Origin of the sequence: Halalkaliarchaeum sp. AArc-CO (assembly GCF_024972735.1) — an archaeon.
Taxonomy (GTDB): Archaea; Halobacteriota; Halobacteria; order Halobacteriales; family Haloferacaceae; genus Halalkaliarchaeum.
Genome location: NZ_CP087723.1, coordinates 2,025,913 through 2,041,388, shown reverse-complemented (window position 1 = coordinate 2,041,388; position 15,476 = coordinate 2,025,913). Strand labels below are relative to the sequence as shown.

General features: G+C 63.7%; 17 protein-coding genes. 15 read left to right on the top strand and 2 right to left on the bottom strand.

Annotated elements, in window-relative coordinates:
- Positions 1-41: 41 nt before the first annotated feature.
- Positions 42-494 (top strand): MGMT family protein, encoded by a 453-nt coding sequence (locus tag AArcCO_RS10885; protein ID WP_259533495.1) that lies wholly within the window; start codon positions 42-44, stop codon positions 492-494.
- 19 nt (positions 495-513) lie between these two features.
- Here the strand turns inward: AArcCO_RS10885 and udk are convergent, their stop codons facing one another.
- Positions 514-1,203 (bottom strand): uridine kinase, encoded by a 690-nt coding sequence (udk, locus tag AArcCO_RS10880; protein ID WP_259533494.1) that lies wholly within the window; start codon positions 1,201-1,203, stop codon positions 514-516.
- Positions 1,204-1,345: 142 nt separating this feature from the next.
- On the opposite strand from udk, the gene AArcCO_RS10875 reads away from it, so the two are divergent.
- On the top strand, positions 1,346-1,861 hold the full coding sequence (locus AArcCO_RS10875; protein WP_259533493.1) for a CBS domain-containing protein: 516 nt from the start codon (positions 1,346-1,348) through the stop codon (positions 1,859-1,861).
- Between the two features lie 52 nt (positions 1,862-1,913).
- On the opposite strand, the gene AArcCO_RS10870 is transcribed toward AArcCO_RS10875, so the two are convergent.
- Positions 1,914-3,245 (bottom strand): MFS transporter, encoded by a 1,332-nt coding sequence (locus tag AArcCO_RS10870; protein ID WP_259533488.1) that lies wholly within the window; start codon positions 3,243-3,245, stop codon positions 1,914-1,916.
- A 197-nt stretch (positions 3,246-3,442) separates the two neighbouring features.
- Between AArcCO_RS10870 and AArcCO_RS10865 the strand changes: the two genes are divergently transcribed.
- The 13 genes from AArcCO_RS10865 (at position 3,443) to AArcCO_RS10805 (ending at position 15,355) form a co-directional block, all read left to right on the top strand.
- Complete coding sequence (locus AArcCO_RS10865) at positions 3,443-4,576, top strand: ORC1-type DNA replication protein (protein ID WP_259533487.1); 1,134 nt, start codon at positions 3,443-3,445, stop codon at positions 4,574-4,576.
- Between the two features lie 72 nt (positions 4,577-4,648).
- Entirely contained in the window at positions 4,649-5,071 is a 423-nt protein-coding gene (sufU, locus tag AArcCO_RS10860; protein WP_259533486.1) for a Fe-S cluster assembly sulfur transfer protein SufU, read from the top strand.
- A 91-nt stretch (positions 5,072-5,162) separates the two neighbouring features.
- Positions 5,163-5,717, top strand: coding sequence for an Sjogren's syndrome/scleroderma autoantigen 1 family protein (locus AArcCO_RS10855; protein WP_259533485.1), 555 nt, complete (start codon positions 5,163-5,165; stop codon positions 5,715-5,717).
- A gap of 89 nt (positions 5,718-5,806) precedes the next feature.
- Positions 5,807-6,883, top strand: a complete 1,077-nt coding sequence (locus AArcCO_RS10850) for a glucose 1-dehydrogenase (RefSeq protein WP_259533484.1) — start codon at positions 5,807-5,809, stop codon at positions 6,881-6,883.
- Positions 6,870-7,517: a transcriptional regulator GfcR gene (gene gfcR / locus AArcCO_RS10845; protein WP_259533483.1), complete on the top strand. Its 648-nt coding sequence runs from the start codon at positions 6,870-6,872 to the stop codon at positions 7,515-7,517. Before AArcCO_RS10850 ends, gfcR begins: the two co-directional genes overlap by 14 nt.
- A gap of 100 nt (positions 7,518-7,617) precedes the next feature.
- Entirely contained in the window at positions 7,618-7,962 is a 345-nt protein-coding gene (locus tag AArcCO_RS10840) for a glutaredoxin family protein (RefSeq protein ID WP_259533482.1), read from the top strand.
- Positions 7,963-8,118: 156 nt separating this feature from the next.
- The gene (locus AArcCO_RS10835; protein ID WP_259533480.1) at positions 8,119-8,685 is read left to right on the top strand and encodes a DUF7110 family protein; all 567 of its coding nucleotides are present in this window, start codon (positions 8,119-8,121) and stop codon (positions 8,683-8,685) included.
- Between the two features lie 342 nt (positions 8,686-9,027).
- Entirely contained in the window at positions 9,028-10,074 is a 1,047-nt protein-coding gene (locus AArcCO_RS10830; protein ID WP_259533478.1) for a Glu/Leu/Phe/Val family dehydrogenase, read from the top strand.
- A gap of 83 nt (positions 10,075-10,157) precedes the next feature.
- The gene (locus AArcCO_RS10825; RefSeq protein ID WP_259533477.1) at positions 10,158-11,309 is read left to right on the top strand and encodes an NAD(P)/FAD-dependent oxidoreductase; all 1,152 of its coding nucleotides are present in this window, start codon (positions 10,158-10,160) and stop codon (positions 11,307-11,309) included.
- Between the two features lie 98 nt (positions 11,310-11,407).
- On the top strand, positions 11,408-12,064 hold the full coding sequence (locus tag AArcCO_RS10820) for a MaoC family dehydratase (protein ID WP_259533476.1): 657 nt from the start codon (positions 11,408-11,410) through the stop codon (positions 12,062-12,064).
- Complete coding sequence (locus AArcCO_RS10815; protein ID WP_259533475.1) at positions 12,064-13,542, top strand: succinyl-CoA:acetate CoA-transferase ScpC; 1,479 nt, start codon at positions 12,064-12,066, stop codon at positions 13,540-13,542. The genes AArcCO_RS10820 and AArcCO_RS10815 overlap by 1 nt, the downstream gene beginning before the upstream one ends.
- A 97-nt stretch (positions 13,543-13,639) precedes the next feature.
- Complete coding sequence (locus tag AArcCO_RS10810) at positions 13,640-14,095, top strand: universal stress protein (protein WP_259533473.1); 456 nt, start codon at positions 13,640-13,642, stop codon at positions 14,093-14,095.
- Between the two features lie 75 nt (positions 14,096-14,170).
- A complete protein-coding gene (locus AArcCO_RS10805; RefSeq protein WP_259533470.1) occupies positions 14,171-15,355 on the top strand; it encodes an MFS transporter in 1,185 nt (394 codons plus the stop codon).
- Positions 15,356-15,476: the final 121 nt, after the last annotated feature.

Here is a 15,476-nt window from a genome sequence, read left to right as displayed (position 1 = left end):
GAGGATTCCACAGGTGATCGAACGTGGAATTTGACGGGAGTTTGAACGGATCGACCGGTGTGTTCGCCCGGCAGTTCGAACGCATCGGCCGCACGGTCGAGCTCGGCCTCGCCAGCGGGCGCGTCATCAGCGTCTCGTTTCCCGAGTCGCCGGCGGCGGACGCCGACGCGGACCATCCGCTTCTCGATCGGATCGGCGCGTATCTCGAGGGCGAACCGGACGACTTTACGGATGTCCAGGTGGCGCTGACGCTGGCGACCGATCGACGCCGGATCCTCGAGGCGACCCGGAAGATCCCGTACGGCGAGACGTCGACCGTGAGCCAGGTCGTCCAACTCTCCGGACTCGATTCCGACGATCCGGAGGACGTCGAGCTGGTGAAAGACGCACTCGAAGAAAACCCGACGCCGCTTTTCGTCCCGGATCACCGGGTCGAGGCGAGCACGGCGACGCCCGAAGACGTCGCCGAAACGCTGCGTGCAATCGAGCGGTGAAGCGACGGTGACGGTCCCACTACTCCGAATCTAGATCGAACCCTTCCGAAACCCGGTCTTCGATCGTCTCTCGATCCCACGATCGGACTGCCTCCCCTTCGACTTCCGCCTGGATCTTCTCTTCGAGCAGGTTCACGGCGACGCTGTTTGCTCCCTCGGGGACGACGAGGTCGGCGTGTTTCTTCGTCGGTTCGACGAACTGCTCGTGCATCGGCTTCACCGTCGAGAGATACTGTCGCATCACGCCCTCGAGATCTCGTCCGCGTTCGATGACGTCTCGCTGGATCCGCCGGAGGATGCGAACGTCCGCGTCGGTTTCGACGTACAGCCGGAGGTCGAGCATCTCGTTTATCCGTTCGTCGTACAGGGCGAGGATCCCCTCGAGCACGATGACGTCGGTCGGTTCGACGGTGACGCGCTCGTCCTTGCGGTTGTGGATCTCGAAGTCGTACTGGGGCATCTGGACTGTTCGCCCCTCGAGCAGGTTGCTCAACTGCTCCCGGAGGAGTTCCCACTCGAACGCCGACGGGTGGTCGTAGTTCACCGTCTCGCGTTCCTCCATCTCGAGATGTGAAAGGTCCTCGTAGTAGTTGTCCAGCGGGATCCGAGTGACGGCGTCCTCGACGTTTTCGGTGACGAGCTGTGCGACCGTCGTCTTGCCAGCTCCGGTCCCTCCGGCGATGCCGATCACGAACGACGGAATTGTCATGATCGTACGAGCGACTGCCGCAAGCAAAAGGGCGACGGGTTGGGGCGAGTGATCTCGATCGACTCAGACCAAGAAACTAGGTCAAGGACTGATATAACCGTACCGGGGGCAGTTTTTACAGGATGGACGGTAAGGTACGGATATGAGAGACGAACCGACCGTCAGGGACGTGATGCATCGGGAGTTCCTGGGGGTGAGCGAGTCGGACGCGCTCGGGGACGCCGCCGAACTACTGGTCGAAGAGAACGCGGAGTATCTCGTGGTCCTGCGGGGACACGAGCCGGTCGGCTCGCTTTCGGCGCGACACGTGCTCGATGCGGTGCTCGCCGACCAGTCGCTGGAGACCGACGTCGCCACGGTCATGGAGCCCCCCGTCCCGACCGTGTCCGCCGAACAGCGCCTCGCCGACGTCGAGGAACGGCTGCTCGGGGAGGACGCGGGACACCTGATCGTCACCGAAGAGGGTGAGGCAATCGGCGTGATCACCGAGCGGGACCTGCTTGCAGCGACGACGACGGTTCGGGGACCGACACATCTCCACGAGGGGACGGATCCCGCCGTGGAAAACAGCATCTGTGAGGTGTGTGGATCGCTCTCCCCGGAGCTCACGTCGGTGAACGGTCAACTCGTCTGTCCGGACTGTCAGGACGGCCTGTGACCGGCGTCCGGACGGCGGGGTGAGTCGACGACCGTCGGGCGTTCGTCTCGCCTCAGGCGTACGCTTCGAACTCTTTTCCGTACACCAGGAAGTAGCCCGTACCGACGACACCGATTACGGCAGCGATCGTGAACGCGACCTCCGGGCTCACGAACTCCCAGAGGGCCCCACCGATCGCCGCGCTCGGGATCACGATCGCGTTCCGCAGCAGGTAGTAGGTCCCGGTCACCCGCCCCCCGGCGCCGCTCTCGGCGGGGCCGACGATGAGCGCCTTGTGTGACGGGAGTCCAGCAAAGCGCACGCCCGAGAACGCAAACACCAGGATCAACGCGGCGGCGCTCGCGGGAGTATTTATAAGCACGACGGGGAAGATCGCGTAGACGGCGAACCCTGCGGCGACGACGGGTTTGAGACCGACAGACTCGGCGAGTTTCGCGGCCGGCGCCATCACCAGAAGCGCGATCAGCATCTCCACGCCGAGCAGGTACCCGAAGAAAGCCGCCGGCGAGAGACTGACGTCGTAGCTGAATCCGCCGACGGCAATCGTCGTCTCCAGGCCCACCTGGAGGATCTGCGTGACCACGAGCACGAAGAAGACGTACACCATGCCGTTGGCGAACCTGACGAGGGTGTCGCCGACGAGCAAGGGACGCAGCTCGTCGGGCATCTCCCGCAGGTCCCGCCGGATTCGGGCGATCCCTTCGAAGGAACTCCCGATCGTGTCCGCGGTGGCGTCGTACAGGAGATGCTGGGCGACGGTGCCGACGACGCCGAAGACCACCGCCACTGCGAGCACGTATCGAAAGCTCACCGTGAAGTCGGGGTGCAGGTCGATGAGGATCGCCGCGAGCACCGGACCGACCAGAAACGCCGTCCGCCGGAACGTTTCGGTGCTGGCGAAGCCGGCCGCCAGCCGCGAGGGGTCGGTCGCCTGCTTTACGACCGCGAACGTGGCGCCGAGCCCGAACGACTTCCACGCCTGGGCGAAAAGCAGGCCGACGAAGATCCAGATCCACGGTTCGATCGTGATCCCCGCGACGCTGAACGCCCCGATGGTCGGCGCGAACAGCCAGACTGCGAACCCGATCGTCGAAACGACTCCGAAGACTGTAAGCGCGTATCGGGAGCCGATGCGATCGGAGATAGCGCCACCGGGATACGGGTAGAGGGCGGAGATGACGTTGCCGAACGTGCCGAACAGCCCGACCACGAACCCGGTCGCCCCGAGCGCGACCATGTACTCCGGGAGGAACCGGTTCGTCATCTGGAACCCGAGGCTGAACGCGAACATCGCAAGCGAGAGCACCAGCACGTCGCGCTGAAGGGCGAAGAACTGCCGGAACGCGTCGATCGGGCCCGCCGCTTCGGCCGTCTCTTTCGCCATAGCTCTCAGTTGCGAGCAAACCAGTATAAAACGGTCCCTCCGGCAACGAGGGTGACGAATCGATCCGGCTCCGAAAGCGCCCTGGAACTGAACGTGATCTGCTCGTCGATGGCTGTGTGCGGGCTTATGAACGGGTATTTCACTTCCACTGCGAGGTCGGGGAACGGTTAAGTGACCGGCGATCAGTGATACAGCCGATGGGAGACGGCCACGACGACGGGATGCTCTCGTGGGACGAATCGGTGTTTCGCGACGAGCACGTCTTCGAGATCGACTACGTTCCCGAGACGTTCAAACACCGCGAGAGTCAACTCGAGAGCCTGAAGTACGCGCTCAGACCGGCCGTCCGTGGCTCGCGTCCGCTCAACACGATGGTTCGCGGCCCACCGGGGACCGGGAAGACGACCGCCGTCCAGAAGCTATTCGGGGAGCTTCACGCCCAGACGGACGTCAGAACCGTCCACGTCAACTGCCAGGTGGATTCGACCAGGTACGCCGTCTTCTCCCGGCTGTTCGAGGCGATCTTCGATTACGAACCGCCCTCCTCGGGTGTCTCCTTCAAGAAGCTGTTCCGACAGGTCGCAGAGCAGCTCGTCGAGGAGGACGACGTCCTCGTGGTCGCGCTCGACGACGTGAACTACCTCTTTTATGAAAACGAAGCGTCCGACACGCTGTACTCGCTGCTGCGCGCCCACGAGGCCCACTCCGGCGCGAAGATCGGCGTGATATTGATCTCTTCGGACCTGGACCTGGACGTCGTCGATTCGCTCGATTCCCGGGTCCAGAGCGTCTTCCGCCCCGAGGAGGTGTACTTTCCGGTGTACGATGTCGACGAGATCTACGACATCCTTCGGGAGCGGGCAAAGCGGGGGTTCCACGAGGGCGTCGCCGGCCGCCCGGAGCTGGAGCGGGTCGCCGAGTTGACCGCCGAGAGCGGCGACCTCCGGGTCGGGATCGACCTGCTCAGACGCGCGGGACTCAACGCGGAGATGCGCGCCTCCCGGACCGTCTCAAAAGCGGACATCGAAGAGGCGTACGACAAATCGAAGTACGTCCATCTCTCTCGGTCGCTTCGCGGGTTGGCCGACTCCGAACGGACGCTTCTGGCTGTCGTCGCCGACCACGACGGCGAACAGGCAGGCGAGGTGTACGAGGCGTTCCACGACCGAACCGATCTCGGCTACACCCGGTATTCGGAGATCGTCAACAAGCTCGACCGGCTCAACCTCATCGAGGCCGAGTACACCGAGGTCGACGGGCGGGGTCGCTCGCGCTCCCTTGAACTCCAGTACGACGCCGACGCCGTATTAGCGCGGCTCGAAGACGGCTGATCCGTTTTTCCCGTCGTACGGTTGTTCGACCCCGGAACCCTTTTGAGCGGGACTCGTCTATCTCGACTCACAATGGGACTGGGCTCGGACATGTATCGCCAGCAGATCCTGGATCACTACAAGAACCCCCGTAACTACGGGGAGCTGGAAGATTCCGATTTCAGCCACGTCGGGGAGAACCCCTCGTGTGGCGACACGATCCGGATCGACGTGCGACTCGATGACGACGGCGAGACGATCGACTACGTGGCGTTTACGGGTGACGGCTGTGCGATCTCGATGGCGAGCGCGAGCATGCTCTCCGAGCGCCTCCAGGGGATGACTCTCGAGGAGCTCGAGGAGCTCGACACGGACGCCGTCACCGACATGCTGGGCGTCGATATCTCCCCGATGCGGATCAAGTGTGCCGTCCTCGCGAGGCAGGTCGCCCAGGACGGCGCCAAACTCCACCGCGGCGAGGTCGACGACCTGGGGCCGACCAGAACCGAAGACTGAACGCCCAGATCTCTGCGTCCTGCTGGCTACTGTTTCCGTCGGCGTCCCGGTTTCCGTCGTCTTTTTCCTTTTTAGGCTCGTTCGTTCCCCTATGAGCGATTTCGACAAGGAAGCAGAGCGGGAGAAACTCCGCGAGAAGTACGAACGCGACCGAGAGAAGCGTCAGTCGACCCAGGTGATGAGCGATCTCCTCTTGAAGGGGGCGACGATGACCAACCGCCACTGTGACTCCTGCGGCGATCCGATCTTCCGATACGACGGCCAGGAGTTCTGTCCGACCTGCCAGCGTTCGGAGGCTGACGAGGGCGCCTCCGAACCCTCCCCTGGAGACGGGGATGAAGTGGACGAGACTGCCACAGACCACCAGTCGACCGCGAGTGGAGGGGTCGGCGCTGACGGCGTCGATCAGCGGAAGCCCTCGCCGGGAGCGTCCGGACCGACGAACGATCCCGGTCGAGGCTATCCTTCAGATTCCGTCGACCCCTCACCCGTCGATGGGGGGCTCTCGGAGGCCCACGATTCGCTCGTCCGGACGGTCGTGAAGTTCTCGCGAGCCGCCGAGTCTACCGACGACCCGCGGCGTGCCCGGGAGGCGCTGTCGGCGGCGCGGGAGGCTGCCGAGACCCTCGAAGCGCTGCGACGATAATTGTTCTCGGGACGCGGTCGCTCCACCGGACTGCGATCTTTACTCGCCATAGAATAAATCTTTTGTCGGTGCTCCACTTGAGTGTATACATGGAAGCCATAGCGGTTCGGCGCGAGGGCGGGAACGCGACCGTAGAGCGCATCGAAAAGCCCCGTCCGGAGCCGTCGACAGGGGAGGCGCTGGTCCGGACGCTCCGCGTCGGCGTCGACGGCACCGACCACGAGGTCATCGAGGGGGTTCACGGGGAGCTTCCCGAGGGGGAGGACCACCTCGTGCTCGGTCACGAAGCCGTCGGAGTGGTCGCGGACGCGAACGGGACCGACCTCGAGGAGGGCGACCTGGTGGTTCCGACAGTCAGACGCCCGCCGAACGGGACGAACGACTACTTCGAACGCGGGGAACCCGACATGGCCCCGGAAGGGCAGTACGTCGAACGGGGGATCGTCGGCGCCCACGGGTTCATGGCCGAGTATTTTACCTCCCCTGTGGAGTATCTGGTGACGCTGCCGCCGGAACTCGCGGAGTGGGGGTTTCTAGTCGAGCCCCTCTCGATCACCGAGAAGGCGGTCGAACACGCCGAGGCCGCGCGGTCGGCATTCGACTGGCAGCCCGAATCCGCGCTCGTGCTCGGCAATGGCAGTCTGGGACTGATCACGCTTGCGGCGTTCGAACGGGAGTACGAGCGGACGTACTGCCTGGGCCGGCGCGAGCGTCCGGATCCGACGATCGATATCATCGAGTGGCTCGGCTCGACGTACGTCAACTCCACCGAGACGCCGGTGTCGGAGATCCCGGCGGCGTACGAGCCGATGGATCTGATCTACGAGGCGACCGGCTACGCCCCGCACGCGTTCGAGACAATCGAGGCGCTTGCACCCAACGGTGTCGGGGCGCTGGTCGGCGTTCCCGAGGACTGGTCGTTCGAGATCGACGGCGGGAAGCTCCACCGGGAGTTCGTGCTCCACAACAAGGCGCTCGTGGGGAGCGTGAACTCCCACGCCGGCCACTTCGAGGCGGCGATCGACACGCTGGCCGGGCTGGAGGAGGCGTTCCTCGACCGACTGGTCACCGGTGTCTACGGGCTCGACAAGTACGAGTCGGCGTTCGCGGATGACGACACGACTATAAAAACAGCCGTCGAATTTGCCTCCTATGAAGAACGTTGACGACCTGATCGAAAGCGCAGCCGAACTCGCAGAACGCGGGCTCTCGAAAGGGGAGATCGCGGACGAGCTGAACGTCTCCCGGGAGACCGCGAGCTGGCTGGTGGAACGCAGCGGCGCGAACCAGATAGAACCCACGCCCGAGCCCGCTACCGCTCACCCGGCCGACATCCACGTCGACTGGAGCGCGATCGGGCGGGACTCCGCCCGGCTCACCCACGTCGGACGGGCGATGGCGGACCTGCTCTCGAAACGGGGCGAGGAGGTCGACCTCACGATCGGGATCGAGAAGGCCGGCGCGCCGATCGCGACGACCGTCGCGCGCGAACTCGACACCGACCTGGGAACGTACGCGCCGGCGAAACACCTGTGGGACGAGGGGGACATCGCCGACAAGGGTGGCGGGTTCTCACAGAACTTCGCGACGATCCGCGACCGGGAGTGTTACGTCGTCGACGACACCATCACCTCCGGGACGACGCTCACCGAGACGATCGAGGCGGTTCGCGCGCAGGGTGGGACCCCGGTCGCCTGCTGTGTCCTCGTCGACAAACAGGGCGTCGAGGAGATCGACGACGTGCCCGTCTACTCGCTCGTGAACGTCGTCCAGGTCGCCCGCGAGGGCGACGAGGAGTAATCGAGGAGGAAGGGATCGAGGAGGAAGGGATCGAGGACGTGAACGTTTGTGCACGTTCGGCGGCGGAACGCATTTCCCTATCAACTCCTAACGGAAGCCGATGACGTTCCAGCCAGGCGGAAATCTGTCTCAAGAGGAGGTCGACGAGCGGGTCGACCGAGCCATCGAGGAGAACGACGTCGTGCTGTTTATCAAAGGGAACCGGTTGATGCCACAGTGCGGCTACTCGAAGCGGGCGCTCGAACTCGTCGGACAGTACACCGAAGAGTTCGAGACGGTCGACGTGTTACCGGCACTCCCCGAGTACCGGAACGCGCTCGAATCGCACAGCGGGTGGGAGACGATCCCGCAGACGTTCGTCGGCGGCGAGTTCGTCGGCGGGAGCGACGTGCTCGCGGAACTCGACGAGCGAGGGGAACTCGAGTCGACGCTTCCGGACGCGTGACGTCCCGGACGCTCGGGGGACCGGGAGGCTCGCGACGCCGTGAAGGATAGGTCATATAACCCCTGGGTGCGTATTAGGCAGTAGATACCGTCGCCGTGCGGGGTTCCGTTGCCCCCGACACGCCGGAATTCGATCGACCAACGACCGCTTCAATCCATGTCAGGCCGCGTATTCAGACTGCACTCGACGCTGGAACTGCCCCTCGAAGACGTCGAATCGTTCTTCGACGACGACCCAGAACTACCGCCGGAGGTCGAGGACGTCGATATCACTCGGCGGAACAACACGCTGATCTTGAAAGCCGTCTCGGCGGACGACAGCATCAGCAAGTACACGCCGACGGCACAGTTGAAAGCGAGCGTCACCGAGACGCGAGTGTACGAAGAGGAACCGCCCCGGGCGGGCGGCCCGCAGTGGGCCCGCGAGGAGGAAGAGGAGATCCCCTCCGAGCTCGTCGAGTTCGCCTGTTTCAAAGGTGACCGAGAGACGGTGTTGCAGAACACTGCCCTCCAGTATCCGATGTTCCTGGTGCTTCGGGAGATCGCGCTGCTGTCCGAGAAGGGGACGCTCACAGCGATCACCGAATCCGACGGCGAGCTCCAGGCGACCCGGATTGTCGAGGGCGAGGAACGCCCCGCGAGCGTCGAAGTCGTCGAAAGCCCCCGCAGCGGCGACGGGGAGGGCGGCGTGAACTGGCGGGACAACAAGTTCATCAGCGAGTGAAACGCGACACTGAAGGGAAGTAACTAGTTGCGCTACCGAAAACGATCGGGAGTTCTTTACGAGACACCCGAGTAGAGTCGACTCGAGAGGTCAAACTACCAGCCACGATGATTCCATCCGATCCACAGACGCTCCTGATAAAGTTGTTCGCGGCGATCGTGCTGATCTGGTTTCTCAGTCTCTGGTTTCCCGCCTTTATGGATGCGCTTTCGGCAGTTCCAGTGTAGGGCTGTTTCTCCGACAGCTCCGGTTTCCTGTGTTGGTTGTCGACCGTCGGCGAAACCAGGATCCCCTGCCGGCGAAACCGGAGTATTCTTTAATGAATATTCATAATATAAGGGCATGGTTCTCGATCGGATGACCGAGTACGGCCACGAGACGGTAACGTACCATACGGATCCGGAGACGGGTCTCCAGGCGATCGTCGCCGTACACGACACGACACTCGGTCCGTCGCTGGGCGGAACGCGAATGCTCCCATACGACACCGAGGCGGACGCCCTCCGTGACGTGTTGCGCCTGTCGGAAGCGATGACCTACAAGGCTGCGGCTGCCGACCTCGATCTCGGTGGTGGGAAAGCCGTCATCCTGGGCGATCCGGAACAAAAGACCGAGGAGATGATGGCCGCCTACGGTCGGGCGGTCGACGCGCTCGGCGGGCGGTACATCACCTCGGTCGATATCAACACCGGCGTCGAAGACCTGGACGTCATCGCTGAACAGACCGACCACGTGGTGGGCGTAAGCGACGGACTGGGCGACCCCTCACCGGTGACGGCTTACGGGGTCTTCCGTGGACTCGAGGAGACTGCGAGAGACGAACTCGACCGACCGGTCTCGGAGCTTTCGGTGACGATTCAGGGGATCGGGAAGGTCGGAACGGGGTTGGCCGAGCGTTTGCTCGAACGGGGGGCAGACGTGACGGTGTCGGACGTCGACAGCGACGCAGTGGAGGCGTTCGCGGAGGAACACGGCGTCGACACGGTCGGGCCCGAGGACGCGTACGCGAAGTCGTGTGACGTGTTCGCACCGTGTGCGATCGGCGGCGTGTTGAACGACGACACGATCCCACAACTGAACTGCGACGTCGTGGCCGGTGGGGCGAACAACGTACTCGAACGCCCCGAACACGCGGAGATGCTCCGCGATCGCGGGATCAGATACGCGCCGGATTACGTCATCAACGCCGGCGGACTGATCACCGTCCACACCGAGTACGTCGGCGGAACGATCGAGGACGCCTTCGAGAAGGCCGACCGAATCGGTGAACGCCTGGTCGAACTGTACGAGCGCGCCGACGACCGCGACGTGACGCCCCTCCAGGCCGCCCGGGAGTACGCCGAGGAACGGCTCGAACGCGAACGCGACCCGCTCGCGACGCCGGCCTGAGATCTCTCTTCCGCTCTGGGGCGTTCTTCTTCCCGACGACGTGACTGTTAACTGTTAACTGATGCCGTGACCTTGTAAGAGACATGCGCGTCGCGATCGTCGGCGGCGGGATCGTCGGGCTGGCGAGCGCGTACTACCTGGCCGACCGGGACGTCTCGGTCACCGTCTTCGAGAAGGAGTCGGTCGGTGGCGAGACTACCGGACGGGCGAACGGGGGGATCCGGGCACAGTTCACCTCGCCGGTGCACGTGCGGTTTTCCCGCGAGAGCATGCGGGTCTGGGAGTCGTTCGAGGGGACGTTCGGCGTGAATATCGGCTACCGCCGGACGGGCTATCTCTTCCTCGCGAGAACGGCCGACACCGCCGAACAGCTCCGGGAGAACGTCGCCAGACAGAACGACCACGGCGTCCCCAGCGACTGTCTCTCCCCGGCAGAGGCTACCGAGTACTGTCCCGGCCTCGACGCCGATCGGTACGTCGGTGCCGCCTACAGCCCGACGGACGGCTTCGCGGATCCGCATCTCGCTCTCCAGGGGTTCCTGCGGGGTGCCGGGGAGGCGGGCGCCGAGATTACCACCGGCGTCGAGGTGATCGACGTCCACACGCGGGACGGACGGGTCGACCGGATCGAGACCGAGGACGGCGTCTCGGACGTCGACTTCGTGGTCAACGCTGCTGGACCGTGGGCGGGAAACGTCGCGGCTATGGTCGGCCTCGAACTCCCGGTTTCACCCCGTCGTCGACAGTTGCTCGTCGCGGAACCGGCGCCGGCGCTGCCGTCGGACGCCCCGATGACCGTCGACGTGGACGCAAGCGTTCACTTCCGACCGGAGTCCGACGGCGCAGCGATCGTCGGCGGCCGGGACGCCGACGGGGATCCCGAGCGCGATCCCGACCGGTACCGAACCTCGAACGATCCCGACTGGATCGTCGACACGCTGGACCGCGCTGCCGACGTCGCTACCTATTTCGGTCCGGAGACAGCGGTCGTCCGCGGCTGGGCGGGGCTGTACACGGTGACGCCGGATCACCACCCGATCGTCGAGGAGACGATACCCGGCTTCGTAAACGCCGTGGGATTCTCGGGACACGGGTTCATGCACGCTCCGGCGACCGGACAGGTGGTCGCGGAACTGATCGTCGATGGAACATCGGAAACAGTCGACGTCTCGCCGCTTTCTGCCGATCGGTTCGAACGGGACGCGGGGTTACGCGAGGGAACTGTGATCGACTGACGAGGAACCGTCGAGCGGGGTAGTCGAATGATCGTTCCAGCGAGACAGAGTGTTCTGTCGACCATACACTTACGTCGAGTTGCGGCGTGTCTCGGAGCATGACCGACGAATCCGACGACCACACGACAGACACCGAATCGACACCGAAACGACTCGTCGCCGGCTGGCACGGGCGCTACTACGAGGACTTCACCGTCGGCGACGTCTACAAACACCCGTTCGGTCGCACGGTTACCGAGACCGACAACGTCTGGTTGACGAACCTGACGATGAACCTGAATCCGATGCACTTCAATGAGGCGTACGCCGCCGAAACCGAGTTCGGCGAGCGTCTCGTCGACGGAACGTTCGTCATCGCCCTGGCGGTCGGGATGAGCGTCATCGACGTCTCTGTCAATGCGACAGCGAACCTGGGATACGACGACGTGCGGCACCACGCCCCGGTGTATCACGGGGACACGATCTTTGCCGAAAGCCAGGTGCTGTCGAAACGCGAGAGCAGCTCCCGCGAGCACGTCGGTATCGTTACGACCGAGCTGCGTGCGTACAACCAGGAGGACACCAAAGTGCTTTCCCTGAAACGGACACCGATGGTGCTCAAACGCGAACACGCGAAGCCGACTGCGGCGCGTCCGCCGGGATGGCCGCCGGATGTCGGAACGCAGCCGGACGACCTCTTCGGCGACGACTCACTCTCCAATGACACGGGAACGACGGTCGACGGGGAAGAGACGGACGGCGAGGACGGCCCATAATGACGCGAACGACAGGGTTCGATCCGGAGGCCGGGCGCCTGCAGGGTGTCTCGTCCGTCGTAGACGCTCAGACCGCCGCGTCAGCGATCGATCCAGATGACGTCGTCCTCGTCAGCGGTTTCGGAGGAGTTGGCTATCCAAAGCGGGTTCCGGAAGCGCTGGCATCAGGCTACAGTGGCCTGGGCCTCACTGTCGTGAGCGGCGGCGGCGTCGGTGCGGAGATCGACGACCGGCTCGTCGAATCCGGGAATATCGCCCGTCGGTATCCGTTTCAAACGAGGCGAACCTCTCGAAACGCCATCAACGACGGCAGGGTCGGGTTCCACGACAGGCACATCTCGAGATTCGGCGACGAAGTTCGGTTCGGCGAGTATGGAACGCCCGACCTCGCGATCGTCGAGGCCGTGGCGGTCGGAGACGGCTGGCTCGTTCCGTCGACGTCGATCGGACACACGCCCTCGTTCGTCGCGGCCGCCGACCGGTTGATCGTCGAGGTGAACCGAACCCAGCCGCTGGAACTGGCACGAGTCCACGACGTGTATCTCCGAGAGCTTCCGCCGAACAGGGAGGCGATACCGCTCGAGGGGCCGACCGACCGGATCGGCGGCCCGGCGATCTCGTTCGATCCAGCAACGCTGGTCGCGGTCGTCGAGACGGACCGCGCCGACGATCCCTACGAGTTTCGGGATCCAGACGACACCGACCGACAAATCGCCGAGGGGCTCGGCACCTTTCTGGAGGCGGAACTCGATGGGAACCCGATGCTCGCGGAGACAGTTCACCTGCAGTTCGGCGTCGGGAGCATGGGAAATGCGCTGATGGGGACGCTCGGAGCAGTCGACTTCGGGGATAGGGACGTCGTCTACTTCGGGGAGGTGTTCCAGGACGGTCTCCTCGACAGCATCGATAGCGGGCTCCTCTCGGGAGCCAGTGCCACGTCTCTCGCGCTGTCGGAAACCGGGCAACGCCGGCTATTTGCCGACATCGACCGCTACGCCGCAGACGTCACGCTGCGCCCGGCAAGCGTGTCGAACAACCCAGCACTCGTCGAACGCTTCGGCGTTGTCGGAGTGAACAGCGCAATCGAGGTGGACCTGTACGGTAACGCCAACGCGACTCACATCGGCGGAACCCACCTCGTAAACGGGATCGGCGGCGGCGGGGACTTCAACCGCAACTGCCGGTTGAGCGTTCTCGCACTCCCCTCGACGGCCGGGGACGGAGACATCTCGCGGATCGTCCCCATGTGTCCCCACGTCGACCACACCGAACACGACTTCTCGGTCGTGGTCACCGAACACGGGATTGCCGACCTGCGCGGGGCGACTCCGAGGGAACGCGCCCGGGCGCTCGTCGATATCGCCGACCCGTCGTTCAGGAGGGACCTCCGCGCATATCTACGGCGTGCCAAAGAAGGGGGAGGAAACACGCCACACGACCTCGAGACCGTTTTTGAATGGCAGAACAGTCGGGATTGACTGTCGGGTCGTGGTCAGGGAACCCGGTTCGCGGTGAATCCTGTGTCGGATGTCCGGAACGAGTGGTTTGATATATCATGACAGTAGAGAAATGAGCATGTATCGAATGCTCGTGCCGGTAGACGTAGACGAGACCCGTGCCGGAGCACAGGCCGAGGCGGTTCTCGACCTCGCAGCGGAGATGGACGACCTACAGGTAGAGGTTCTGTACGTTCACGAGGAGATCGACGCCCCTGCAGACGAGGCGGGAACGGCGTACATCGACGCCATAAACGAAAACCTCCAGAACCTGCAGGGGCTCCCGGACTCGACAGCAACTTTCGTCGATCGACTACGGGAGGCTGGCGTCGACGCGGACGTCCACAGCGTCACCGGTGATCCGGCCACAGCAATCCTCGAACTCGCAGACGAATTCCAGGTCGACACGATCGTTCTCGGTGCTCGTCGGCGGTCGCCGGTCGGAAAAGTCCTGTTCGGGAGCGTCACCCAGTCGGTCATCCTCGATAGCGACTGCCCGGTGACAGTCGCGCCGGAGCCGAGAACCGAGCAGTGACCGCGGCTTCGATGGAGGCGGAACCTCGTTTCCTCCGCACTCGCCACAGCGCGGTTCCGGAGCCGTAGCCAACAAATGACCAGTGAATCGACCTCTCGCGGGTGGAAAGTAAACACCGTCCTCATTCTGCTGTGGCAGGTCACGGCCAGCGTGTGTTTTTACACTATTTACGCGGTGACTCCGTTCGTCAGGGACGAGTTTCTCGTGTCCGCGACCCTGGTCGGAGTGATGTTGACGACGTTGACTCTCGGCTACACAGTGTTTTTGTTCCCGGTGGGTTCGCTGGTCGACGAGTACGGGGAGGGATTGATGCTCGTCGTCGGACTCTTCGGACTCGGTCTCGCGGCGGCCGCCGTGACGGTTGCCCCGACGTACCTCGGGTTGCTTTTCGTCGTGTTTGTCCTCGGAGCGTTTTACGCGACAGCGATGCCAGGGACGAACAAGGCGGTGTTCAATGCCATCCCGACGGAGCGACTCAACCTCGCGATGGGGATAAAACAGGTCGGCGTAACCGCAGGAAGTGGGATCAGCGCGATCCTTATCCCGTGGTTCGGAGCGACCCGCTTCGGATGGGAAGTCGGATTTTTGCTCGCGTCAGTGGCCGCCGCAGTGGTCGGCGTCCTTTTTTACTGGACGTACGAGGAGGGCGGTGGCGGGGACGGCGGCAGTCGACACGGGATCCGAACACACTTTAGCAATCCCTCGTATCTCGTGGTGACCGGTGCGGGCTTTTTCCTCGGCGCCGCGCTTTTTACGACAGTCGGGTACACGATCCTCTACGTCGACGAGTCCGTCGGCGCAAGCGTGGTGTTCGCCGGAGTCACGCTCGCGTTCGCTCAGGTGTTCGGCAGCGTCGGCCGGGTCGGATTCGGCTGGCTTGCCGATCGACTTTCGGCCCCGCTTACGACGTCGACGCTGCGGATCCTCGTGGTGCAGGCGGGAGCTTCGACCCTGCTTTTCCTCGCCGTAACACGTGTCGAGTCGCCGCTCGTCACACTGTTTGCCTTCTCGTTGCTCGGAACGTTCGTGCTGGGATTCACCGGCATCTACTACTCGTGTATCGGATCGCTCGTTCCGACCGAGCAGATGGGGAGTGCGACTGCAGGCGGGCAGATCGCGCTCAACTCCGGGGCGCTCGTCGCCCCGACGACGTTCGGATTTCTCGTCGACGTCCGCGGTTACAGCGAGGCGTGGACGATGCTCGCGCTGGCGACGTTCGCCTCCTTTCTCCTGCTGTTTGCGCTGTTGCGACGCTACTGAGCTCTCGAGGCGCCTCTGAAAGAAACCGACGGTGGTTACTTCATCTAAACTATCAAACGCCTTTCGCCAACCATTACGCAATATTTACTTTTTCAAGAACATTCGCTCACAACGAAAATAA

Coding starts and splice junctions, on each gene's coding strand:
- udk (WP_259533494.1), bottom strand. CDS start 1,203: ATGACAATTCCGTCGTTCGTGATCGGCATCGCCGGAGGGACCGGAGCT.
- AArcCO_RS10875 (WP_259533493.1), top strand. CDS start 1,346: ATGAGAGACGAACCGACCGTCAGGGACGTGATGCATCGGGAGTTCCTG.
- AArcCO_RS10870 (WP_259533488.1), bottom strand. CDS start 3,245: ATGGCGAAAGAGACGGCCGAAGCGGCGGGCCCGATCGACGCGTTCCGG.
- AArcCO_RS10865 (WP_259533487.1), top strand. CDS start 3,443: ATGGGAGACGGCCACGACGACGGGATGCTCTCGTGGGACGAATCGGTG.
- sufU (WP_259533486.1), top strand. CDS start 4,649: ATGGGACTGGGCTCGGACATGTATCGCCAGCAGATCCTGGATCACTAC.
- AArcCO_RS10855 (WP_259533485.1), top strand. CDS start 5,163: ATGAGCGATTTCGACAAGGAAGCAGAGCGGGAGAAACTCCGCGAGAAG.
- AArcCO_RS10850 (WP_259533484.1), top strand. CDS start 5,807: ATGGAAGCCATAGCGGTTCGGCGCGAGGGCGGGAACGCGACCGTAGAG.
- gfcR (WP_259533483.1), top strand. CDS start 6,870: ATGAAGAACGTTGACGACCTGATCGAAAGCGCAGCCGAACTCGCAGAA.
- AArcCO_RS10840 (WP_259533482.1), top strand. CDS start 7,618: ATGACGTTCCAGCCAGGCGGAAATCTGTCTCAAGAGGAGGTCGACGAG.
- AArcCO_RS10835 (WP_259533480.1), top strand. CDS start 8,119: ATGTCAGGCCGCGTATTCAGACTGCACTCGACGCTGGAACTGCCCCTC.
- AArcCO_RS10830 (WP_259533478.1), top strand. CDS start 9,028: ATGGTTCTCGATCGGATGACCGAGTACGGCCACGAGACGGTAACGTAC.
- AArcCO_RS10825 (WP_259533477.1), top strand. CDS start 10,158: ATGCGCGTCGCGATCGTCGGCGGCGGGATCGTCGGGCTGGCGAGCGCG.
- AArcCO_RS10820 (WP_259533476.1), top strand. CDS start 11,408: ATGACCGACGAATCCGACGACCACACGACAGACACCGAATCGACACCG.
- AArcCO_RS10815 (WP_259533475.1), top strand. CDS start 12,064: ATGACGCGAACGACAGGGTTCGATCCGGAGGCCGGGCGCCTGCAGGGT.
- AArcCO_RS10810 (WP_259533473.1), top strand. CDS start 13,640: ATGTATCGAATGCTCGTGCCGGTAGACGTAGACGAGACCCGTGCCGGA.
- AArcCO_RS10805 (WP_259533470.1), top strand. CDS start 14,171: ATGACCAGTGAATCGACCTCTCGCGGGTGGAAAGTAAACACCGTCCTC.